The following is a 23,959-nucleotide window of genomic DNA, read 5'->3' on the forward strand; positions in this document are numbered from 1 at the left end:
AATTTAAACGATTTATATTTAAGAATCAACAATTCATAATAATTATAAATTGAATGAAATTAATGATTTGATTGATTTTATAAACTTAATAACACCTAATTTTGTTCTGAAAAATTAAAAAAGTATTCAAATTGAACAAAAAAATTATCAGTTTATTAGCCTTATCATTAGTGGTTAATATCAATGCGCAGGTTTTCAATGCAGGTTTCGAAAATAACAACGGGACACCGCTGTCTCAATTCAAAACAATCAATGCTGATGGATTAACAGTTCCGGAATGGGGACAAGTACAGGAATTCAATACAGAAGCCTGGATTCAGTTTTATGACGGTTATGACAACAAAATTGCTTTCAGTACATCTTATTATTCTCCGGAAGGCCAGGCGAATGATTGGTTGATTACACCAGCAATTACAATTCCTAACACAGGAACGCCAACACTTTATTGGAAAGGAAAATCCTACGACTTTGAATATACAGACTCCTACGCTGTAAAAGTTTCTGTAACCAATGACAGCCCGGAATCTTTCACAACATTGACTCAGATTGATGCCGAGCAACCGTTTGACTACGCATCGCATACTTTAGACTTATCCGATTATAAAGGAAAAACCATTTATTTAGCTTTCGTAAATAACACAAACAGTGGAACTTATCTGGCTCTTGATGACTTGTATATCAGCCAATCTGCAGATTGTGTGATGCCTTCATTAGACGGGTTTTCGGTTTCGAATCTTAAACCAAATTCAGTAACAATCAACTGGTCAGCAACCAGCGGAATTACTAATTATGATACAGGATTGACAACTTTTGACACTTCTGTTTCTTCCAAAGGAATCACTTCTACAACAACGAAGAGTTTTGATAATTTGCAAGCCGGAAAAAGATATCAGTTCTTTTTGAAAAATGCGGATTGCGGTTCGGGCTGGGCTGGTCCGAAATCCATTTGGACACCCACAGAACTTCCCTATTCCTATGATTTCGAAAAAACAGTCGAGAATTATGGCGAATATGATTCTGATGGTTGGGCGTCTACGACTTGGCTGATGGGAGAAAATCAGTCTGTTGCTCAAAACGGAAGCGGTTACGCTTATAACAATACAAGTACTTCTGCTGCCGGGAAAAATGACTGGTTATTCTCCTATCCAATCTATCTTAAAAACGGCGAAACGGTTACAGTAAAATATCACACAGCGATAAGAAGTGAAGAAGCAGAACCTGCTACTTTGAAAGTTGCCGTAGCAAGTGCACCGGACAAAAATAATATCAGTGCAAATCTAAGCACTCAAACTGTTTCTCAACAAACTTATACAGAACATACAGTTAGTTACACGGCAACAGCTGACCAGGTTTACTATATTGGATTTGGAAATACAACTGCTCAGGTTACTACAACAACTGCTCTAAGACTTGATAATATCAGTTTCACAAAAAATAATTTGGCTGTGAATGATGTTAATAAAACCAACATCAAAGTTTATCCAAATCCTGTTGTCGACCAGTTGAATATCAAGACAGACGAGACAATCAAATCGGTTCAAGTTTATTCCTTAGACGGAAAATTGCTTAAAACAATCAATGGAAATACAACCATAGTTGATTTTAAAAATTATCCAAAAGGTTCTTATTTGGTGAAGATTGAAACCAACAAATCAACGACTTCTCAAAAAGTTATAAAATAAGTTAAAAAAAATAGTTGCAGAATTAAAAATCATTTCTAAATTTGTCCCAATGAAATCAATGAACACAAAAAACTGGTGGTGGCTTTCAAACTCTTTGTCGGGTCTGAAAGGATTATCGGTGTTCTAAAATTCTGAACTAACTATAACTCAATCATAATAAGACTTCGACATTTTTGTTGAAGTCTTTTTTTATTAATGACTTCGACAAGCCTTAATAAAAATGAAAATTATTTAAAATGAACTTGGAAAACATCATCAATATAAAAACCTCTGTTAAATCCCGTCTAGCAGACCTTTACACGCCGATTGGGATTTATCTCCGTCTTCGCGACCAATTTCGTGATACGATTCTCTTGGAAAGCGCAGGAAATCAGAATTCTGAAAATTCGTTTTCTTTCATTTGTGTCAACGCAATTGCCGGAATTGAAATTCGAAATTACGATGAAGCAGAACTGAAATTTCCGCTTGAAAATCCTCAGAAAATTGATTTGAAAAATGAAAAATTATCTGATTTGATGCAGGAATTTTCCAATTGTTTCAAATGTGAAAAACCCAACCACGAGATTGGAAAACAAGCGCAAGGATTTTTCGGCTACACCAGTTATGATGCGATTCCGTTTTTTGAGAATATCAAATTCAAAGAACAATCGGAGGAAAATAAAATTCCGTTGATGCGTTATCGTCTTTATCAATATGTGATTGCAATCAATCATCACAACGACGAAATGTTCCTGATTGAAAATAAAATCAATGGAATGAAATCAGAACTATCAACGCTTGAAAATATCATTAATCAAAAAAACGCACCGGTTTTTCCCTTCGAATTGACCTCAGAAGAAACTTCAAATCTAACTGACAACGAATATCTTGAATCAGTTGAATTTGCCAAAAAACATTGTTTCCGTGGTGATGTTTTTCAGTTAGTTTTAAGCAGAAGATTTGAGCAGAATTTTCAAGGCGATGAGTTCAATGTTTATCGTGCTTTGCGAAATATCAATCCTTCTCCTTATTTATTCTTCTTCGATTATGGCGATTATAAATTAATGGGCTCAAGTCCGGAAAGTCAGCTGATTATCAAAAATAGAAAAGCTATAATCCATCCAATTGCAGGCACTTTCAAACGAACCGGAAATATCGAAAAAGATTTGGAATCTGCAGAAGAACTTAAAAAAGACCCGAAAGAAAATGCGGAACACACAATGTTGGTAGATTTAGCAAGAAACGATTTGAGCATTCACGGGAAAAACACGACAGTTTCCAAACTGAAAGAAATCCACTTTTTCTCCCACGTGATTCATATGGTTTCCGAAGTTGTGACTGATGTCAAAGAAGACCAAAATCCTTACGAAATGATTGCAACCACATTTCCACAAGGCACTTTGAGTGGCGCTCCAAAATACCGTGCGATGCAGTTAATCGACGAACACGAGAAAACGTCCAGAAGTTATTATGCCGGTTGCATCGGTTTTGTCGGCTTCGACGGAAGTTGTAATCAGGCTATTATGATTCGAACTTTCCTTAGTAAAAACAATACTTTATTTTACCAAGCCGGAGCTGGAATCACTGCAAAATCTGTTGCAGAAAGTGAACTTCAGGAAGTTAATAACAAACTAGGCGCTTTGAAAAAAGCAATTATTAAAGCAGAGAAATTATGAAAATATTAGTCTTTGACAATTATGACAGTTTCACATACAATCTCGTTCAAATCATCGAACAAATTGTTGGCGAAAAAGTAGATGTTTTCCGCAATGACCAAATCGCTTTGGAAGACATTGAAAAATACGACAAAATCATTCTTTCTCCCGGCCCCGGAATTCCCGAAGAAGCTGGAATACTGTTAGAAGTGATTAAAAAATATGCGCCGACAAAATCGATTTTCGGGGTTTGTCTTGGTCAGCAAGCGATTGCCGAAGCTTTTGGAGGAAGCTTGATTAATCTTTCCGAAATCTATCACGGCGTGGCAACAGAAGCGATTCAAACCAAAGAACATAAAATTTTCAAAAATTTACCGGAGACTTTGGAAGTCGGCAGATACCATTCCTGGGCCGTTAATCCTGATGACTTTCCTGCAGAATTAGAAATCACAAGCGTTGACAAAAATGGAATGATTATGAGTCTGAAACATAAAATTTACGATGTTCACGCTGTGCAATATCACCCGGAAAGTATTCTGACACCAGATGGAAAACAGATTTTAGAAAACTTTTTAAAAGATTAAAATGAAAGTCTGAGCTGGAATATCGAACGATTGAAAATCAATGAAAATGATGAACTGGATTTTATTAAAAATTTAATTTCATCAGAAAATCCTGATGTCATTTTTCTGACGGAAACGAATTTGATTTTGGATTTCGGAGCGGAATATTTTAGTTTCCATTCCAAAGAACTGCCCAGCTTTCACGATAATCAAAGTTATAACGAAAAGGAAAATCGAACAAGTATTTTTTCAAAATATTCTTTCACTGAAACTATAGAAACTTATGATAATTACACTGCAATTTGTGGAAAAATTAATACCGAATTCGGAGAACTAATTTTGTACGGAAGCATCATCGGAAGTTTTGGAGGAAGAGATGTTCATTTTGAAAATGACTTGGAAAATCAAAAAAATGAAATTAAAAATCTAAAGGAAAACATTTGCTATTCGGGAGATTTCAACATTGCTTTCTCGGGTTGGAAATATCCAAGTATTAAAGTAATTGATGAAACAAAAGCATTTTTCAATCAACAAAATTTAAAAATTCTCACCGAAGAGAATGAAAATTGCGCCATTCATATTGTAATGAACAAAGATTTTCTGAAAAACAAAACAGTAAAAAGCAAAATGATAAAAATCGACAGAAAAATCTCCGACCATAATGCAGTAATTTGTGAAATTTACGAGTCGGAAGTCAGAAGCTGGAAGAATAAAAAATTGCACCAAAAAAACTTCCATCATCCATCACCCAACATCCAACAATTATGAAACAAATCCTACAATATCTTTTTAATCACCAGACTTTGACGAAAGCCGAAGCTAAAGCTATTTTGATTGAAATTTCACAAAATAAATTTAACGAAAGCGAAGTCATTTCGTTCATCACCGTTTTTCTGATGCGAACGATTACTTTGGAAGAACTCGAAGGTTTTCGTGAAGCGTTGTTGCAATTGGCAAAACCTGTCGATTTGGGAACCAAAGACTTGGTTGACATCGTTGGAACCGGTGGAGACGGAAAAAACACCTTCAATATTTCGACTTTAGCGAGTTTTATTGTTGCAGGGACAGGACAAAAAGTGGCTAAACAAGGTAATTACGGTGCATCTTCTATTTCCGGCTCGTCTAATGTTTTGGAAGAATTAGGTTACAAATTCAAGGACAATTCCGAAGATCTGAAAGCCGATTTGGAAAAAGGAAACATCTGTTTTCTGCATGCACCGCTGTTTCATCCCGCTTTGAAGTCTGTTGCGCCGTTCAGAAAACAGCTTGGGCTGAAAACTTTTTTTAATCTTTTGGGACCGTTGGTCAATCCTTCACGCCCCGATTTCACAATGATTGGCGTGGCAAATCTCGAAATTGCTAGAGTTTATCAATACCTTTTACAAAAACAAAAGAGCGAGTTTATGCTCGTTCACGCTTTGGATGGCTATGACGAAATTTCTTTAACTGGCGATACAAAAATATTCAACAAAAACGGAGAAAAAATCTATTCTGCCGAAGATTTGAAATTCAAAAATATCGCTCCAGAAAGTATTTTCGGAGGTAATACAAAAGAAGAAGCTTCCCAAATTTTCCTCCAAATTCTCGAAGGAAATGGAACTGAAGAACAGAACTCTGTCGTTCTTGCCAATGCTTCAATAGCTCTGCAAAACACAGGAAAATATGGTAACTATGATGATTGTCTGGCTTTAGCAAAAGATAGTCTGGAAAGCGGAAAAGCGTTACAAAGTTTGAAAAGTATTATTAAATAAAATTAGAAAACCACAAAAGCCACAAAAGTTGCTACTGAGTAATTCAGAAGTAAACAAAAAATAAAAATCTTTTGTGACTTTTGTGGTTAAAAAATAAATATGAGCATTCTAGATCAAATTATAGAACGAAAAAAACGGGAAGTTGCAGATGCAAAATCCAAAATCTCTGTTTTCCAACTGAAAGACTCAGAATTTTTTGACAGACCAACTTTTTCATTAAAAGAAACCTTCAAGACAAAATCCGGCATCATCACCGAATTCAAAAGAAAATCGCCGAGCAAGGGGATTATCAATGACAAAGTATCACCTTTGGAAGTTGTTTCTCAATATGAAAATTTCGGAGCAAGTGCAGTTTCTATTTTGACAGACAAAGATTTTTTTGGTGGAAGTTTTGACGATATTTTGAGTGTCAGAAATCATATTAATATTCCGATTCTGAGAAAAGATTTTATGATTGATGAATATCAGTTTTACGAAGCCAAATCAATCGGAGCTGACATTATTTTGTTGATTGCAGCTTGTCTTTCACCAACTCAGGTTTCCGAATTTACAGAATTAGCGCATTCTTTAAATCTCGAAGTTTTGTTGGAAATCCATTCCGAAGAAGAACTAAAACATATCAACAAAAATGTTGATCTCGTTGGCATCAATAATAGAAATTTGAAAGATTTCAAAGTCGATTTGCAACATTCCGTAGATTTGAAAAATAAGCTTCCAAACGATATTTTGTCAGTCGCAGAAAGCGGAATTTACAACGAAGAAGATTTCAGATTCCTTAAAGAAAAAGGGTTCGACGGGTTTTTGATGGGCGAGTATTTTATGAAGAATAAAAATCCGGGAGAGAAATTTGAAGAATTTGTTTCTAATGTAATAATTTAAAATAACAACTGTGTCATTCTGAACGCAGAGAAACGAAGTGAAGAAACCTAACGAAGTGGTTAGGCGAAGCCAATCTCTGAGATTCCTCGTTCCTCAGAATGACAACTTGGAAATTGATATTATGATTAAACCAACAATAAAAGTCTGTGGATTAACAAAACTCAATCAGATTCAGGAATTAGTGGATTTGAAAATTGACTTTTTGGGATTTATTTTTTATGAAAAATCGCCAAGATATGTTTTGAATCATTTAAGTTTGGAGCAAATCTCAGAAACCAATCATCCCGGAAAGGTTGGCGTTTTCGTCAATGAAGATTTAGAAAAAATCGTTGAAATTTCAGGAAAAGCAAAACTGAATTTCATCCAGCTTCACGGCGATGAAACGGAAGATTTCATTTCAGAATTAAGACAAAGATTAAACAGAGAAATTAAAATTATAAAAGTTATCAGAATTGGAAATCAAACTTCTGATGAATTACAAAAAACCATCAACCAACAACCGACAACAATCAATTATCTTCTGTTTGACACAGATTCTAAGGCATTTGGTGGAACAGGAAACGCTTTTGATTGGAATGTTTTAAATGATATCGAAATTCCAATTCCTTATTTTTTAAGTGGCGGAATCTCATTAGAAAACTTCAATCAACTGACAACTATCAACCATCAACCAATTGCTCTCGATATCAATTCAAAATTTGAAATCGAAGCTGGAAATAAAGATTTAGAAAAAGTAAAAGAATTTTTATTATTAACAAAAAATGAAACATCATCAATATAAAAGTAAAATAGTCTGGACAGGAAATACCGGCGAATCCACTAAAAACCATCGTTCTTATCAAAGGAGCTATACAATTTCTGTCGATGGAAAAGCTGACATTTTAGGCTCATCGGACCCAGCATTTTTAGGAAATCCAGCACTTCATAATCCTGAAGATTTGCTGTTAGCTTCGGTTTCCTCGTGTCATCTCTTATGGTATCTTCATCTTTGTTCTGTGAACAAAATTCTGGTTTTGGAATATGAAGATTTTGCAGAAGGAACAATGATGGAAAATGAAAACGGAAGTGGAAAATTCAGTGAAATTATTTTGAAACCAAGGATTGTTGTTGCTGAAAAAGAAATGATAGAAAAAGCGTTTGAACTTCATAATAAAGCAAATGAATATTGTTTCATTGCCAATTCTTTGAACTTTGAAGTGAAGCATCAACCAGAGATAACAACAAAATAAATTGAGAAATGCAATATTCTATTAAACGCTCAAAAGACTTATCAGATAACGACATCGAGTTAATTTTAAAATCCTGGGAAATAGAAGATTGGCTTGATTTAGATTCTTCGAGTTTCAAAATGAAATTTGAAAATTCTGAATTTCATTTTTTAGAAAATGATGACAGAATTGTTTCGCTGGCAAGAATCAATTTTGATTTTAAACTAGAAATACAAGAGAATTTACACAGTTTTGCTGAACTTGTCGGATTGGTTTCTTTAGAAAAAGCGAAAGGATATGGTAGCTTATTGCTTAATGAAATGGTAACAAATCTAAAAGAGAGAGAAATTGAAACCATAGGATTTTGTAAATTGGAATTAAGACCATTTTATGAAAGGAATGATATCCAAATCCTTTACGGAAAGGGAATTTTCATAACAGAATTTGATAATAATGAATGGATAGATTCCGATGACGATGATATTTTAATCATCAATACTTCCGAAGAAAACATCAATATATTGCGAAGTCTGAATGAACAGAATAAAGCAATTTTAGTATAACGACTTAGAAAAATTTAAGAATAAATGAACTTTCAAAACCCAGATAAAAACGGTTATTACGGTGATTTCGGTGGTGCTTTCATCCCCGAAATGCTTTACCCAAACGTTGCCGAATTACAGGAAAAATATATTCAAATCATCGAATCGGAAGAGTTCCAAGATGAATTTCAGGATTTGCTTAAGAACTATGTTGGCCGCGCTACTCCACTCTATTTCGCAAAAAATATGAGCGAAAAATACCACACTCAAATTTATCTGAAAAGAGAAGATCTGAATCACACCGGAGCGCACAAAATCAACAATGCGTTGGGACAAGCTTTACTCGCTAAAAAATTAGGAAAGCATAGAATCATCGCAGAAACCGGAGCCGGACAACACGGCGTTGCAACAGCAACAGCCTGTGCTTTGTTAGGCTTGGAATGCATCGTTTATATGGGCGAAATCGATATCCAAAGACAAGCACCGAACGTTGCGCGAATGAAAATGTTGGGCGCAACAGTAATTCCTGCAACTTCGGGCTCCAAAACTTTGAAGGATGCTGTGAATGAAGCTTTACGAGACTGGATTAACAATCCTTCTACAACACATTACATTATTGGAAGTGTGGTTGGACCGCATCCGTTTCCGGATTTAGTAGCGAGATTTCAAAGTATTATCTCAAAGGAAATTAAAGAACAACTGAACGAAAAAATTGGCAGAGAAAATCCCGATTATGTGATTGCCTGCGTTGGAGGCGGGAGTAATGCAGCAGGAACTTTCTATCATTTCGTGAACGAGGAAAATGTGAAAATCATTGCAGCGGAAGCTGGTGGTTTAGGCGTTGATTCAGGGAAATCAGCTGCCACTACTTTTCTTGGAACATTAGGAATTTTGCACGGAAGTCAAAGCCTAGTGATGCAAACCGAAGACGGACAGGTCATCGAACCGCATTCTATTTCCGCAGGTTTGGATTATCCCGGAATTGGGCCGATGCACGCTAATCTTTTCAATCAAAAAAGAGCAGAATTTTTCAGTATTAATGATGATGAAGCGTTGAAATCCGCATTTGAACTGACAAAAATAGAAGGTATAATTCCAGCTTTGGAAAGTGCGCACGCTTTGGCCGTTTTGGACAAAAAGAAATTTGAAAAGGATGATGTTGTCGTGATTTGTTTGAGTGGGCGTGGCGATAAGGATATGGAAACGTATTTGAAACATCTTTAAATCTGTAAAATGTAAAACGTATTAATGTATTTATGAGTCTCAATCGTTAATACATTTTACGTGAATACTTTAATACATTAATCAAAATGAAAAAACTAAACATATACTTTACAGCAGGCGTTCCAAAGTTGGAAGACACCGGAAAAATCGCTAAACTGATTCAGAAATCGGGAGCAGATATGATGGAAATCGGGATTCCTTATTCTGATCCTGTTGCGGATGGACCTGTGATTCAGGAGGCGCATTCTTTGGCATTGAAAAACGGAATGTCTATCAAAAAGCTATTCGAACAACTGGCAGAAATTAAAGAATCTGTGACGATTCCAAAGATATTAATGGGTTATCTTAATCCGGTTCTTCAGTTTGGGTTTGACAACTTTTGTCAGAAATGTGCAGAAGTTGGTGTTTCAGGATTAATCATCCCGGATTTGCCACCCATTGAATTTGAAAATAAATATGGTGAAATTCTTAAAAAACACAACCTGAATTTCACTTTTCTGGTAACGCCGGAAACTTCGGAAGAACGCATCAAATATTTGGATTCTTTGAGTTCGGGGTTTTTATATGCAGTCAGTTCTTCTTCCACAACAGGAAAGGAAAATGCTATTTTGAAGAACGAAAATTATCTTGATAGATTAGCTTCATTAGATTTAAAAAATCCAGTTTTCATCGGTTTTGGAATCAAAAATAAATCTGATTTTGAGAATGTAACAGAAAAAGCACAAGGCGGCATTATCGGAACAGCTTTTGTGAAAATTCTTCTGGAAAATCAAGATTGGGAATCTAAAGCAGAAAGCTTTATCCAAAGTGTAAAGAATTAATAAAAAAGCAGTCTTACTAAGAAATAAGACTGCTTTTTATTTTTAGAAGAAATATTGATTCAGTTCTTCAACAAAACTTTTTTCAGAAGGATTCCATCCTAATTTTTCCCGAGTCTGTAAATTTGTTGCCGGACAATTTTCCTGCACAAAGTACGTCATCCAGGTAAAATATTCCGGTGCTTCTTCTATAGACAAAGATTTTACAGGAATATTTAGTTTTTCACCTATCAGTTCTGCAAATTCTTTCATTGATAATGGTTTATCATTACTAACGGCATTATATCTCGCTCCAGTTTCTCCTTTTTCAAGTGCCAAACGAAATAATTTTGCAGCATCAACACGATGAACAGCAGGCCAGACATTATTTCCCTCTCCGATGTAAGCCGCTAATCCCTTAGCCTTCGCGAGTTCTGCCAACATCACTCCGAAACCTCCTTTGAAACCCGATTCGGAATTACCGTAAACACTGGGAGAAAGACGAACAATAGATGCCCTAACACCGGATTGTGATAAATCTGCGAAAGCTTTTTCAGAGAATCTGATTGATTCTGCCGGTGCCTTACTGTCCTCTGTGATTTTCCCGTCGATAAGTGGAAGTCCTAAAGTTCCACCTGTCACCACAATGGATTTATCGGTTCCTTTCAATACTTCGCCCATTGCTTCAATGGCTTTCTGGTCTTTGAGCGCATTAGTCTGGTAATCAGAAAAATCGTGGATAAAAGCTGTATGAATAACGCCATCCGCCTCTCTTGCACCTTTCTGCAGAATATCAAGATTATCTAAATCTCCCATTAAAACTTCTGCTCCTGCTTCTCTGATAGATTTTGCAGATTCTTCCGAACGCGCCAATCCAACTACCTGATGGCCATTTACTAATAATTCTTTTACAACTTCTGAGCCTACAAATCCGGAAGCTCCTGTTACAAATACTTTCATATTTTTAAATTTTGTTTTTGTTAAAATTTCTAATACAAATTTAGTTGTGAATGAATCTCAAAAACGAGGTCATTTGACACAATTTTTATATTAATCCAATAAAAAGAATTAATTTTAAATATAATTTCAGTTTAGAAAATGTCAGAGATTCTTAAAAATTACTTTCAGAGAGTTCTTCCCGATTTCACAGAAGAAAAGTTCAATTTCATCTTATATAAAAGTCAATTGATAAAACTTCAGCGCAAGGAAATCGTGTGTAAACAAGGCGAAGTTTGTAATCTGAAAATCTTTGTAGCAAAAGGGCTTTTACGTAATTATTCTATTTCGGAAGATGGCAATGAACATATCCTTCAGTTTGTTAATGAAATGTCCTGGACTACTGATCCGGAAAGCTTTTATAACAATTCACCTTCAAAACTCAACATCGAAGCAATGGAATCTTCGGAGATCTTTGCTTTTAATCTTGAAGATTTTGCGGAACTGAGAGAACAAATCCCTGAACTTAATATTTTTGTAGAGAACATCCTGACAAGAAAATCAATGGAAATCCACAAACGGCTTTTGATGAATATCAGCAGCAGTCCGGAAGAAAAATACCTGGACTTTATCAATACATATCCTGATATTTTCAATAGAGTTCCTTTGCATATGGTTGCTTCTTATCTGGGACTTTCCAGAGAAACTTTGTCTCGTGTCCGAAGGAATATTTTAAAAACTGTTTTGTAATATTAAAGATATACATAAAAAATTATCACAGATCTAGCTAAATGAGCGGATGATAGAATTTGCCCAATTAGCTAGATCTGCGAGAGATAAAAACCAACAAAAAAGAGTTTCAAAACCTGAAACTCTTTTATTTTTTAATCGTTGCTTTCGAAAATTGTTGAGAAAGCTGATGTAACCAATGACAACAGAATACTGAAGAGTAGCGCCCAAAGGAAACCATCCACCTGCATACTATCCATAAAATAATCGGTTAAAAGTATCATCAATGCGTTGATAACAAAGGAAAACAACCCTAATGTTATAATCGTAATAGGCAATGACAGAATCGATAAAATCGGTTTGACGAATACATTCAGGATTCCCAAAACAATAGCGAAAATAATAGTAGAACCAAAGGTGTCGAAATGTACACCTGTAAGGATTTTGCTTAGCAAAAATGCTGAAATCGCAGTAATCAGCAAACGGATAATAAAATTCATAGTTTTAAGGTTTTATTGATTGGTAGTTTCTATTCAAAAACCAGACCTAATTTTTCGGTTTCTGGTAAACTTTCACCTCTTTATATTGCAATGTTTTTTCATTCCTGAATTTATCAGAAATCAGGATCCCCGAAAGATGATCGATCTCGTGCTGGAAAATCACGGCAGTGAAGCCTTCTACCATCTCGTCGTGCTTCTTATTGTCCAGGTCATAATACTCCAGGCGGATGCTGTAGCTTCTGTAAAAAGGCTCTCTGAATTGGTCAATAGAAAGGTCGCCTTCCGGCCCTTTGTTCAGAAGCTCAGAACGCCAGACGATTTTCGGATTGATGAAATATTCCACCGGATAATCCGTCTTGTCAAAGCGCTGAACCAGTATTACCCTTCTATTGATGCCTACCTGTGGCGCAGCAATGCCAACACCGCCTTCAGTCTTTGCCAGAGCCAGTCTCATCCTATCGATAAGAACCGGAAGCGTTTTATCTTTTGGCGAAATATCCTGTGACTGAGCCAGTAAAACCCTGTGCTGATGTTCATTATTGGTCTGATAAATCGGCAGCGCCGTTTTAACATCACCTGCCAGAATGAAGGCTTTTTCATCTTTCGTGAATTTCTGTGAAAATCCATTAACACTTACGACAAGCATCAGCATAAAAGTAAAATTCCGCATCGTTTAATTTTTATTGTCAAAGATAATATTTTGATTTCATCGAATCACTACGTTAGATTTGGGCACCTTTATCCGTCCTCCGTTCCCGCTTTTTTGTTTTTCCAAAGAAAAAACAAAAAGAGCTCCACTCAGGCCGGGGTGCGCTTCGCCGATTAGAAAGTGAGAATTTTGAATGAAATTCAGTACAAAATCGAAGTTATTTCATAGAAAAAAATACCCTTCGCCAAGTCCGATGAATAGGGCATTTAAAAAAAGCATTAAAAACAACTTGATGTTTTCATAAAAAGGTCTTGATGTTTTAGTGAAAAGGTCTTGATGTTTTTAGTAAAACATACGGACGTTTTTGAGATTTATTCAAAGTAAACAAAAACGTTCCTCAGGAAGAATCCTTGAGGAACGCAAATAAAAGAGAGAAAAATGTAACAACTATAACTCAAATTAATATTGAGATTTTTAACTCTTAATCTATCACTTCATTCTTACGTCGGTTGAAAATCCAGAAAATAATCGGGAAAATAAGAAGCGTCAAAACAGTTGCGGTAATCAGTCCGCCAATGATCACTATCGCCAAAGGCTTCTGAGACTCGGAACCGATTCCGGTAGACAATGCAGCCGGCAAAAGTCCAATCGATGCCATCAAAGCAGTCATCACCACAGGTCTGGTTCTCACTTTCACACCCTCCATAATGGATGAATCTAGGGACAAGCCGTTCTTCACATTCTGATGAAACTCCGAAATCAGGATGACACCATTCTGGATACAAATCCCAATCAGGGCAATCATCCCGACTCCGGCAGAAATTCCGAAATTCATATGCGTCAAATGAAGCGCGATAATTGCACCAATCAAAGCAAAAGGAACATTAGCTAAAACCAAAAGTGAATCCTTCATATTCCCAAACAAAATGAACAACAGGAAGAAAATCCCGAGAATACTAATCGGAACAACTTGCGCTAATCTCTTCGTAGCACGTTGTTGATTTTCAAATTGTCCTGTCCACCCAATCGAGTAACCGTCCGGCAATTTGATTTTAGCCACTTTCTTCTGAGCATCTGCAATAGTTCCTCCCAAATCCCGGTCACGAATCGAGAATTTAACACCGATATAACGTTTGATATCGTCCCTGTAAATGAAAGCCGCTCCGTTTTCTTTTTCGATGGTACTTATTTCCTTGAGTGGAATCTTGGCCCCATCCTGCGTCGGAACCATCAGAGAAGCGATGTCTTCTTCATTCTTTCTGTAATCTTCAGCATAACGCAATCTGATTGGAAACTTTCTTTCGCCATCAAACATTTCGGACGCTGTTTTCCCACCGAACGCCATTTCCAGAACGGCTTGGGCATCCGCTGGTAAAACGCCATAAGCTGCCATTTTGTTTCGGTCTAGCACTACACTAATTTCCGGCTGACCAATATTTTTAATAATTCCAGGTTCTTTTACGCCTTCCACATTTTTGATAGAAGCCAAAACTTCTTCCGCTAATCTGTCTAAAGTGTGAAGATTATCACCATAGATTTTGATTCCGTTTTCTGCTTTGAAACCTGCAACAGCTTCCGCAACGTTGTCTGAAATCGGTTGGGAATAATTGAATGTAATTCCCTGATAATTCTTCAGCTTTTTATCAATCTCTTCCACCAGTTCATCATAAGTGATTTTTCGTTTCCATTCTTCTCTTGGTTTCAGACTTACCGCAAACTGTACGAAACCAAATCCATTCGGGTCGGTTCCGTCATTACTTCTACCCGTCTGCGCCAACACACCTGTAACTTCGGAGAAACTCATAATATCTTTTTTGAGGACGTCAGCTGTTTTCAAAGATTCTTTGAGTGATGAACTCATAGGCATTTCTGCAGTAATCCAGAGTGAGCCTTCATTCAACTGAGGCAGGAATTCGGTTCCGAGGAATTTTGCTGAGAACAAAGTAATCGCTAAAACAACTGTGGAAACCAGAAGGCTTATTTTTTTATTTCTAAAGGTAAATTTGAAGCCTTTCATCACGCTTCTGTCCCAGAAGTTTACGAACGGATTGTTCTTTTCCCGCACATTCTTTTTCAACAATAGATGCGACATCACTGGAACCAAAGTCAGTGTGAAAATCAATGCACCCAGCAATGCAAACCCCAATGTGAATGCCAATGGCGAGAACATCTTACCTTCTACTTTTTGGAAAGAAAATATCGGTAATAATGAGGTAATGATAATCAGTTTTGAGAAGAAAATTGCTTTTCCCAATCCGGTTCCGGTTTGTTTTATCCAACCTGCTTTTGCCATTTTGTTGAAGCGTTCCATCCCGTATTTATGCGCTTTGTGGTCGAGCATCACAAATAATCCTTCCACCATTACGACGGCGCCGTCTATAATAATCCCGAAGTCGACCGCTCCTAATGACAATAAGTTGGCGCTCATTCCTGCCATTCTGAGACAGAAAAATGCAAATAACAGCGATAATGGAATGATGATGGAAACAATCAAAGTCGTTCGCCAGTCTGCCATAAAAATCAGGACGATAACCGTTACGAGAATAATTCCTTCCAAAAGGTTGTGCATTACTGTTTTGGTGGTAAAATCCATCAGATTCTGACGGTCGTAAAAGGTTTTCATCTTCACATCTTTGGGAAGAATCTTGTTGTTCAATTCATCGATTTTGGCTTTTACCGCAAGCAGAACTTCCTGTGCATTCTCGCCTTTTCGCATAACGACGATTCCTTCAACTGTATCGGCTTCATTATCCAAAGAAGCTTGGCCAACTCTTGGTAAAGAACCTTCGTGAACATCAGCTACATATTTAACCAAAATTGGGTTTCCGCCATCACTGTGAACGGTAATATTTTCTATATCCGAAATCGATTTTACTAAACCAATTCCCCGGACAACATAGGCTTGTCCACTTTTCTCGATAACATCGCCACCGACATTCAGGTTGCTGTTGGAGACAGCTTCCAAAACTTCCGAAGGTGTCAGATTGTATTTATCTAATTTCCTTGGATCGATGCTCAGCTCGAAAACTTTATCCTGGCCTCCGAAAACGTTGACATCCGCCACGCCCGGAACACTTCTTAGTGCTCTGTCTACCACCCAAGTCTGCAATGTTAAAAGGTCTCTGGAATCCCGGTCTTTACTCTCCAGCGTGTATCGGAAAATCTCTCCGGTTGGTCCGTAAGGCGGTTGGACTTCCGGGTCAATGCCTTCCGGTAAACTTACCGTTCGCAACTGGTTGTTGACCATATTTCGGGCGAAGATGTCATCCACACCATCTTCGAATAAAATCTTGACAATGGAAAGTCCAAACATTGTGGTACTGCGAACGCTGGTCTTCTTCTGAACCGGACTCATTGCCAACTCTATCGGTGTGGTGACGAATCGTTCAACTTCCTCTGCACTTCGCCCATTCCATTGGGTGATGATGACGATCTGCGTATTGGTGACATCAGGAAAAGCCTCAATCGGCATATTCTTGAAACTGATGAACCCCGCGACCGCCAAAATCGCTACCCAAATGAAGGTGAAGGCTTTGTTCTTGAGTGAGAATGCTATGATATTTTTAATGAATTTATTCATAGGTTTTGATTTATTTGTCTACTTATGCAAAATTTAAACACAAAGCACACAAAGATTTTTTATTAAACTAAATGTTTTGAAGGCTCACAAAGGCGCTTACGCTTATAAAAGTTCTGCTGTAAGACTTGTTTCTTACATAGAATTGCAAATGCGTGAGGGCGGAGCACATTGTCGGAGCTCTTTTTGTTTTTCTGTAAAAATATCCTTCGGGAACTTCAGGATGACAAAACAAAAAAGCGACTGTGCGTAGACCGACCCGCTTGTCCGACATAGTCGGGACAAAGGGACACGCCCAAAATTTAGTTGTTCAAAGAACGGTAAATCAATAGTTGATTGTTGGTTACGATGCTGTCGCCTTCGGCAATACCTTCGGAAACATAGGTTGTTTCAGAGTTCTGCTTCAGGATTTTGATTTCCTTGACCTTGATGTCAGTTGGTGATTTGTAGACCACTACAAAATATCGGTTATCGTCAAAAATCACGGCTTTGGACGGAACAGCTAATGCTGTCGCATTTTCCGCAGATGAAACACGAATCGTCGCCTTACTGTCCGGAATCAACAATCCTTGCGAGTTGTCCAGCACTACCCTAGCCTGCATCGCGTTGGTATCTGGGTCGATGATTTTAAAAATCTTATCGATTTTGCCGTAAAACACTTTGTCCGGATAAGACAATGTGGACACCTGAGCTTTCATTCCGAGATTGATTTTATCGATATCCGCTTCGTTCACGTTCATTATCGCCCAAACATTTCGAGTATTGGCGACATCAAAAATATTTTCGCTTCTGTCGCTTCTTAGCTCCATATCTTTGTTGATGTCCTTATGAACAATGTATCCATTGATTGGTGAAATCACACTGTAGATATTTCCTTTCTTAACGTTATAAACGGTGCTGACGTCGTTGGAACGGCGGAGTGCATCTTTGGCTTTTTTAACTTCGCTTTCAGCTTCCAGAACATCTTTTTCCGTATTGAGTTTGCCGGCATACATTTCTTTAGCAACACGAAGATTGTTTTCTGCAACGGTCAAATCCGTTTTGGCATCGCTCACATCTTTCTGAACTTCCGCCAATTCGGTACTTCTGATGGTGGCAAGAACCTGACCTTTTTGGACATAATCGCCCAGCTCCACATTAACGCTCAAAACATTACCGCCCACAAGTGGGAAAATGTCGATGTACTGGTTTTTATCGGCAGAGATTTTTCCGTAGAAACTTAACTCGTCCTCGATAAATTTCTTCTCAACTTTTGCGAATGTTGTTGATTTCAACATCGTTTGGCTAAGTTCAAAACCTTTGGATTCTTCCGGTTTGGCTTCTTCCTGCTTCTCGCAGGACCATAGAACCGCTGAAAGGATAACGGGAATCAATATTTTTTTCATTTGAAGTGGCATTGGCATTAATAAAAAATTTTGGTTTGTACTAACTGATTCAGCTGTTCGGCGGAAATCATAATCTGCTTTTTCATCTCGTAGACCTGAAGAACCGTCTGCCTGTAGCTTTCCATAAAATCGGTGAAGTCTATCAGGCTGACATTACCATTGCGGAAGTTTTTCAGAATGCCGTTGTACACGGTTTCCATATTTTCCAGGTCAACAGGTTTCAGTTCATAGTATTGATCGTATTGATTCTTCCAGGTTTGATAGGCAGATTCTACCTGTGTTTGGAGATTCAGCTTTTGGTATTCTGAGTTTTTCTCGTTTTGCTGAATGGCGTATTTGGCTTTTTCCACATTTCCTTTATTCACTTTCCAAAGCGGGATTGGAATTCCGATTTTCAGATTAACTTCATTATTGAAGGTTCCGGAAGCCTGGTCATATTCTGCGCCAAGATTCAAATCCGGTGTGTTCAGTGATTTTTGCCATTGCGCATAAAGCTTGCTGTTGTCGATCAATTTGAGGTTATAAAGATAATCTGCATTGTTTTGCAGTGCTTTTTGTTGCAGGACTTCCAAATCTCCGAAAGGCTGTGAAATCAGGATTTCGTTTTCTTCATGTTTTGGCAACTCAGGCATTACTTTTTCCTGTTGGCCAGTCAGCATTTTCATTGTTTGCTGAAGTGCCAGGATGTTATTGTTGATATCGATTCTGTCATTATTCAGCTGAATGACAATACTCTGAAGTCTGACGTAATCTTTGAGCGAAATATTGCCTTTATCCGTCTGAACTTTGTAGGCGGCCAGAAGGTCATTCATATATTTCAGTTGCGCCTCGATGCTTACCTGCTTTTTCTGCTCGTAAACCAGATTGAAATAAGTCTCTCGAAGCTGTGAACGAAGGTCAACCAATAATTGATTAAACTGTAATTGTGAAAGTTCTTTGTTGGACTTTGCAAATTGGATCTCATTTTTTTTCTTTCCGCCCAGATAAATCAATTGTGTGATTTCCACACCTTTAGCTCTCCCTACATCGAAAACTCTTTTGTCCTGTGGATTGATGGCATTAACATAACCTTCGATCTGTGGGAGTTCCCAAATCCTAGCTTGTAGAATTTCGGCGTCGGCCATACTGATATTGTATTGTGCGGCAAGAAGCTGGAGGTTATTTTTCTGAAATGCCAGTTCGCAATCCTGAAGGGACATCTGCTGCTGCCCGGAAAGACAAACAAATGCCGAAACGGATAACACCAGCGTTGTAATTTTGTTCATTCTTATCTCGTTTTGGTTGTGCAAAAATGGCTTTCCGAGATTAAAACTGGCTTAAATGCGGCTTAAAAAAAACTTAATTGTTTTACAGAGAAAATATAATTGACTGATAGATAATAGACTTTTGTACACAGTTGTCATTAAACTATTTGAAATCTACGAAATGACAAGATTGTGTTTTTATTATTGATGTTCTTTTTATGTAGAATCTGCAGCCCGACTTGAGTGGACTCTTCGAGTACCTCAGGGTGACAAATAGGAGCCCTTCGACTTCGCTCAGGATAAACTGCAGGTGGAAAAGCTGCCCAAACCTAACGCAGTAGTTCGATGAAATCAAATAATGATTCTACTTATTGAAAATCACAGTAAAAAGATTCTGATTTTCAGAAGCTGATGTATAATCAATCTCTGCTTTGTGGTATTCCAAGATACGTTTTACGATGCGCAAACCTAGTCCAGAACCAGTTTTGTTATGTGAATTACTTCCTCTCATAAATGCATCGAAAAGTTTCTCTCTTTCTTCAACCGGAATAGTTGAACCGATGGAAAATATTTTGACGATAATCCTAAAATCGGTTTCCTTAATAGAAATGTCAACTTCCTGGTTATCTGAGTACAAAGCTGCATTTTTGAACAAATTAATAAACGTTACTTCCAGTAGAGACTTGACGCCCTTCACCGTTAAAATAGAATCATCAACACTCTCTTCGTCAATCTGGAAATCCATTTTGAACTCTGGAAAATTGCGGTGAACCGTCTCAAATGCATCGAAAACAACTTCGTCTATCCTCACTTCTTCGTAAACGCTGGCAATGCCTTCTTTATCAAATTTTGAAAGTATTAACAGAGATTTTGTAAGATCGGATAACTGATAAACATCTTGCAACATCTGCTGCAAAGCGGTTTTGGTTTTCAGCGAGTGATTTTCCAACTGAATGAGATTTTCTAACTGGAACGCCATTCTTGTGAGTGGCGTCCGCATCTCGTGCGCCGCACTGGAATTGAAATCTTTTTGTGACTGAAAAACATCATTTAGACGACCTGTCATCAGGTTGAAGGATTTTGCTAATACGCCAATTTCATCCTCAGAATTTTTAACAACAACCGGTGTTGTCAACTTATGGACACTGATATCTGAAATTTCCGATTTCAGTAATTCTAATGGTTCAAGAAATTTGGAAACCAAATAATAGCTGAAAAACCAAATCAGCAAAACACTAATAATATATGAAAACATCAGTGTATAACCCAGGAATGCCAGTTTGGATTCTCCCGTTACATCCTGAGCGCTGGTAAGAATATAGTAATTTTCGCCTTTAATTGTTCTTAACGCCGCATAAATCTCAGGTTGAGATTTTTCATCATAAATTGTCTTTTCTTTGTCGAGTTTCTCCAATAAAACATTATCCCAGGTCACTTTTTTATCCTTCAGAGTGCTGTAAACCAATTCCTTTTCGGCATTGAGAATAATGATGTTTTCGTTCAGTAAAACGTTATCGGAATTTTCATCAAAAAACAAAGGAGCTTCCCTTTCAAAATCATTGGCTTTTTCTATGAAATTAACGGTGAAAACCAGACGTTTCTGGAAACGTTCCTTGAACTCATCTCTCCGGAAATCATTGAATGACACATAAATCACAAACATCATGATCCCAAAAATCAGGGAAAATGCTATGCTTAGACTAAATGCGATTTTACGTTTCAGGGACATAAATTAATTATTAATGATGAGTGATAAATGATATTTGATTTCCGTTTGAGGATTGTAATTCTCAAACCTTAAACTTTTCCAATTCTTACAATGGGCTTAAATAATATCCGAAACCTGGTCTCGTGTGGATAAGCTTTGTTTTGAAATTTTTATCGATTTTTTTTCTAAGAAAGTTGATATAAACCTCAATAGCATTGTTGGTGGATTGAAATTGATTTTTCCAGACTTCGTCAGAAATATATTGTTTGGAAAGTGTCCTTCCATTGGCTCTTGCTAATAAAACTAACAACTGAAATTCTTTTACAGTCAAACTAATTTCTTCTCCTGAACGAAAAACTTTGCTGTCTTCCGGATAAATAATCAAATCTTCTACAACAATTTTTTCTTTCTCTTCTGTTTTTGGTGTCAGTCTTCTCATTTGAGAATTGATTCTCAATAATAATTCTTCCAGCAAAAATGGTTTTACCAAATAATCATCCGCCGCTCTCAAAAACGCTTCTTTCTTCTCCTCGATTCCGTCATAAGCCGAAATAATGATAATCGGTGTTTCTGAATTGCTTTCTCTGATGGTTTTACAAATATCCAACCCATTGATTTTGGGAACATTGATATCTAAAAGAAAAACATCATAAGGTTTCTTAGAAAAAATATTAAGAAACTTTTCGCCATCTTCCGCTTTATCGGTTTTGATGGATTTGGATTCCAGGAAAAGTGCAATTTCTGAAGACAAAACCGCATCGTCCTCTAAAAGTAATGCCTGCATTTGGTGATAATTTATTTTTACAAATATGGGAAAAAGTAATTGGACTGAAATAAACTATTCTAATAAGTCTTCGTCATATCACTCGGAATCACCAAATTAAACTCTGTTGGAATAAAATCTTTTTCAGGTAAAGACAAATCTGGTTTATCGGATTCAAAAACTGAAATAACTGCAATTTTTAAGTTTGGGTTTTTCTTTTTCAAATACCAGTAGATTCCGCCATATTGTTTGCTGTGATAATCGCCGTTGTAATGGATAAAAGTCTTTCCAGATTGCAGATTTTGGAAAATAGATTCTGCCATTGTTGCATCTTTTATAGCTTGGGCTGAGATGAAATTCATCAGTTTCATTTCTTCAACGTGATCTCCCATTAGCGATTTCATTTCTTTGTAGCCCGGCGTTTCCAGAGTCACTTCTATTGGTAATTTGGCAATGAACTTCTTTTCAGCTTCTGGTAATTCATTCAAACTGTTGATTCCGTTTTTGGAAGTTTGAGAAGCGTATTTTCTTGGAACATTCGTCGCTATGAAATTAAGCTTTTTGTCTTTCGCAAAATCAACCAAAGGTCTGTAATCGGTTTCGTAATTTTTCCAAAGTCTTACCGAATCTTTCAGATTTTCAGCATCGATTTTTCCTGCGAGATAAGAATTCAAAGCTTGTTGATTATCTCTTTCGAACATTTCTGCTCCTAAAATAATCTGTCCGTTTTTCTTTTCAAAAAGAGCTTCCGTAATTCTTTTTTCCAACCAATGATTGATCGAATTATCGTGATGTTCTCCGATAAAAACAACATCATAATCCGCTAGTTCTTTGATTAAATTTTTGGAAGAAACCTCTTTTGATTTCTTATTGTAGAATTTAAAAGCATCAAAATTTTGCGCATTTATATTACTTAAACTGATTATAGCAATTAACAACAATAACTTTTTCATTAACAACAAAATAAAGAAGTCGTTCTAAAGTAAATTAAAACTATAAAACGACTTCAGATTAATAATAATTATTTCCCACTTATAAACCGGCAACCAAGTCCTTCCACTCCTGAAGTTCAGGATTTCCCGGTTTTCTTTTTCCAAAGAATTGAACGATAAATTCACCTTCTTTGTTGAACACTTCCACCGAAGTTACTTCGCCATCTTCTGTTGGTTTCTTCGTAATCCAGGTTTCACCAATTTTAGTCGTATCAAGATGCAAATTAAAATCAGGGTCCATTACATTAAACCACTGCTGATGCCAAAGCGTCTTTTTAACTTCTCCTGTATGAATCTGAATAATTCCTCTGTTTCCAACGAAAACCATAATTGGAATCTGTTTTTCGGAAGCATCTTCCAATACATTCACAACCTTAGAATTATCGATTTTTTGAGCAAATCCTTCCGGAGCTAATCTCAAAGCCTGCGTTCTGCTAACCCCGAATTTTTTAGTCATCATAAAGAAATCGTGTGTGTCCTGTAAATCTTTCCAAGCTTGTTGAAAACCAGCTATATCAATTTCAGAATCTGCTTTTTCTGCAGGTTTTGGAGCAATTGGTTCTGTTATGATTTCCGCAGACTGCTCGTCAGCTTTGTATTTTTCTGTTAAAGCATCGAATTCTGCTTCGTTGCTTTTGTTGGTTAAATAGATTTTATGAAGTGCCAATCCGTCTTTTCCGAAGAACTGGAAACTTTTTCTATCGCCTTCAACAACTGAAAAGCCAAATTTCCAAGAATTAAGGAAGATTCTCAAATCGATGTCTTCTCCAACGAAAACTTGTCCGTGAGGATTGCTGAAATCTGGATTCAAATAAACACCTTTTCTCTCGTGTACACATTCGTTATTTCTTGTCAAAGCCATTACTTTCCCCAGCTTTTCAATCTCCTGAAGAAGTGCCGAAAAGTCTGAATTCAGAACCGTAGTTCCATTTCCAACATTGGTTAACAAAAGTTCAGCTTCGCTTACACCTAACTGTTCTGCTGCATTTCTTATTCTAAGATGTGGATTTTCTGCTTTCAGAGCTTCCCATTTTTCTTTTAAGTCATTTGTTACTGTACTCATATTGATTTGTTTTTTGATTGTTTATTTATTTTAAATGCTTGCCTTATTTAACACAAAGCTCACAAAGATTTTTTATTACTAACTGTTTTTAAGGGTCACAAAGGCGCTGTCGCTTAGAAAAGTTGAAAATATA

General features: G+C 36.9%; 22 protein-coding genes. 12 read left to right on the top strand and 10 right to left on the bottom strand.

Going from position 1 to position 23,959, the window contains the following annotated elements:
• Positions 1–131: 131 nt before the first annotated feature.
• From BXY58_RS13105 to trpA, 11 genes are all read left to right on the top strand, one after another.
• Positions 132–1,682 (top strand): T9SS-dependent choice-of-anchor J family protein, encoded by a 1,551-nt coding sequence (locus BXY58_RS13105; RefSeq protein ID WP_120214316.1) that lies wholly within the window; start codon positions 132–134, stop codon positions 1,680–1,682.
• 236 nt (positions 1,683–1,918) lie between these two features.
• Entirely contained in the window at positions 1,919–3,337 is a 1,419-nt protein-coding gene (locus BXY58_RS13110; RefSeq protein ID WP_185140476.1) for an anthranilate synthase component I family protein, read from the top strand.
• Positions 3,334–3,900, top strand: coding sequence for an anthranilate synthase component II (locus BXY58_RS13115; RefSeq protein ID WP_120214317.1), 567 nt, complete (start codon positions 3,334–3,336; stop codon positions 3,898–3,900). Before BXY58_RS13110 ends, BXY58_RS13115 begins: the two co-directional genes overlap by 4 nt.
• 21 nt (positions 3,901–3,921) lie before the next feature.
• Positions 3,922–4,647 (top strand): endonuclease/exonuclease/phosphatase family protein, encoded by a 726-nt coding sequence (locus BXY58_RS13120; RefSeq protein WP_262891360.1) that lies wholly within the window; start codon positions 3,922–3,924, stop codon positions 4,645–4,647.
• The gene (trpD, locus tag BXY58_RS13125) at positions 4,644–5,630 is read left to right on the top strand and encodes an anthranilate phosphoribosyltransferase (protein ID WP_120214319.1); all 987 of its coding nucleotides are present in this window, start codon (positions 4,644–4,646) and stop codon (positions 5,628–5,630) included. The genes BXY58_RS13120 and trpD overlap by 4 nt, the downstream gene beginning before the upstream one ends.
• Before the next feature lie 99 nt (positions 5,631–5,729).
• Complete coding sequence (gene trpC / locus BXY58_RS13130) at positions 5,730–6,509, top strand: indole-3-glycerol phosphate synthase TrpC (protein ID WP_120214320.1); 780 nt, start codon at positions 5,730–5,732, stop codon at positions 6,507–6,509.
• Between the two features lie 121 nt (positions 6,510–6,630).
• Positions 6,631–7,290 carry a phosphoribosylanthranilate isomerase gene (locus tag BXY58_RS13135; protein WP_120214382.1) on the top strand — a complete coding sequence of 220 codons (660 nt, stop codon included), beginning with the start codon at positions 6,631–6,633 and terminating at the stop codon, positions 7,288–7,290.
• A complete protein-coding gene (locus BXY58_RS13140) occupies positions 7,271–7,738 on the top strand; it encodes an OsmC family protein (protein WP_120214321.1) in 468 nt (155 codons plus the stop codon). The genes BXY58_RS13135 and BXY58_RS13140 overlap by 20 nt, the downstream gene beginning before the upstream one ends.
• An 8-nt stretch (positions 7,739–7,746) precedes the next feature.
• A complete protein-coding gene (locus BXY58_RS13145; RefSeq protein ID WP_120214322.1) occupies positions 7,747–8,280 on the top strand; it encodes a GNAT family N-acetyltransferase in 534 nt (177 codons plus the stop codon).
• A gap of 24 nt (positions 8,281–8,304) precedes the next feature.
• A complete protein-coding gene (gene trpB, locus BXY58_RS13150; protein ID WP_120214323.1) occupies positions 8,305–9,483 on the top strand; it encodes a tryptophan synthase subunit beta in 1,179 nt (392 codons plus the stop codon).
• A gap of 86 nt (positions 9,484–9,569) precedes the next feature.
• Positions 9,570–10,304 (top strand): tryptophan synthase subunit alpha, encoded by a 735-nt coding sequence (trpA, locus tag BXY58_RS13155; RefSeq protein WP_120214324.1) that lies wholly within the window; start codon positions 9,570–9,572, stop codon positions 10,302–10,304.
• 42 nt (positions 10,305–10,346) lie between these two features.
• Here trpA and BXY58_RS13160 read toward each other — a convergent pair whose 3' ends face one another.
• The gene (locus tag BXY58_RS13160; RefSeq protein ID WP_120214325.1) at positions 10,347–11,240 is read right to left on the bottom strand and encodes an SDR family oxidoreductase; all 894 of its coding nucleotides are present in this window, start codon (positions 11,238–11,240) and stop codon (positions 10,347–10,349) included.
• A 138-nt stretch (positions 11,241–11,378) separates the two neighbouring features.
• On the opposite strand from BXY58_RS13160, the gene BXY58_RS13165 reads away from it, so the two are divergent.
• Positions 11,379–11,966, top strand: coding sequence for a Crp/Fnr family transcriptional regulator (locus BXY58_RS13165; protein WP_120214326.1), 588 nt, complete (start codon positions 11,379–11,381; stop codon positions 11,964–11,966).
• Positions 11,967–12,100: 134 nt separating this feature from the next.
• Here the strand turns inward: BXY58_RS13165 and BXY58_RS13170 are convergent, their stop codons facing one another.
• The 9 genes from BXY58_RS13170 to BXY58_RS13210 all read right to left on the bottom strand — a co-directional run bounded on the left by BXY58_RS13170 (position 12,101) and on the right by BXY58_RS13210 (position 23,826).
• Positions 12,101–12,445: a phage holin family protein gene (locus BXY58_RS13170; RefSeq protein ID WP_120214327.1), complete on the bottom strand. Its 345-nt coding sequence runs from the start codon at positions 12,443–12,445 to the stop codon at positions 12,101–12,103.
• Positions 12,446–12,491: 46 nt separating this feature from the next.
• Positions 12,492–13,115 (bottom strand): peptide deformylase, encoded by a 624-nt coding sequence (locus tag BXY58_RS13175; protein ID WP_120214328.1) that lies wholly within the window; start codon positions 13,113–13,115, stop codon positions 12,492–12,494.
• Between the two features lie 460 nt (positions 13,116–13,575).
• A complete protein-coding gene (locus BXY58_RS13180; protein ID WP_120214329.1) occupies positions 13,576–16,674 on the bottom strand; it encodes an efflux RND transporter permease subunit in 3,099 nt (1,032 codons plus the stop codon).
• Between the two features lie 299 nt (positions 16,675–16,973).
• Entirely contained in the window at positions 16,974–18,056 is a 1,083-nt protein-coding gene (locus tag BXY58_RS13185) for an efflux RND transporter periplasmic adaptor subunit (RefSeq protein WP_120214383.1), read from the bottom strand.
• Between the two features lie 17 nt (positions 18,057–18,073).
• Positions 18,074–19,321: a TolC family protein gene (locus tag BXY58_RS13190; RefSeq protein ID WP_185140477.1), complete on the bottom strand. Its 1,248-nt coding sequence runs from the start codon at positions 19,319–19,321 to the stop codon at positions 18,074–18,076.
• A gap of 343 nt (positions 19,322–19,664) precedes the next feature.
• The gene (locus BXY58_RS13195) at positions 19,665–21,029 is read right to left on the bottom strand and encodes a sensor histidine kinase (protein WP_120214330.1); all 1,365 of its coding nucleotides are present in this window, start codon (positions 21,027–21,029) and stop codon (positions 19,665–19,667) included.
• Between the two features lie 85 nt (positions 21,030–21,114).
• Entirely contained in the window at positions 21,115–21,792 is a 678-nt protein-coding gene (locus BXY58_RS13200; RefSeq protein WP_120214331.1) for a response regulator transcription factor, read from the bottom strand.
• 59 nt (positions 21,793–21,851) lie between these two features.
• Positions 21,852–22,724 (bottom strand): ChaN family lipoprotein, encoded by an 873-nt coding sequence (locus BXY58_RS13205; protein ID WP_120214332.1) that lies wholly within the window; start codon positions 22,722–22,724, stop codon positions 21,852–21,854.
• A gap of 79 nt (positions 22,725–22,803) precedes the next feature.
• Positions 22,804–23,826, bottom strand: a complete 1,023-nt coding sequence (locus BXY58_RS13210; RefSeq protein WP_120214333.1) for a hemin-degrading factor — start codon at positions 23,824–23,826, stop codon at positions 22,804–22,806.
• Between the last annotated feature and the right edge of the window lie 133 nt (positions 23,827–23,959).

The organism is Epilithonimonas arachidiradicis (assembly GCF_003610695.1).
GTDB lineage: Bacteria > Bacteroidota > Bacteroidia > Flavobacteriales > Weeksellaceae > Epilithonimonas > Epilithonimonas arachidiradicis.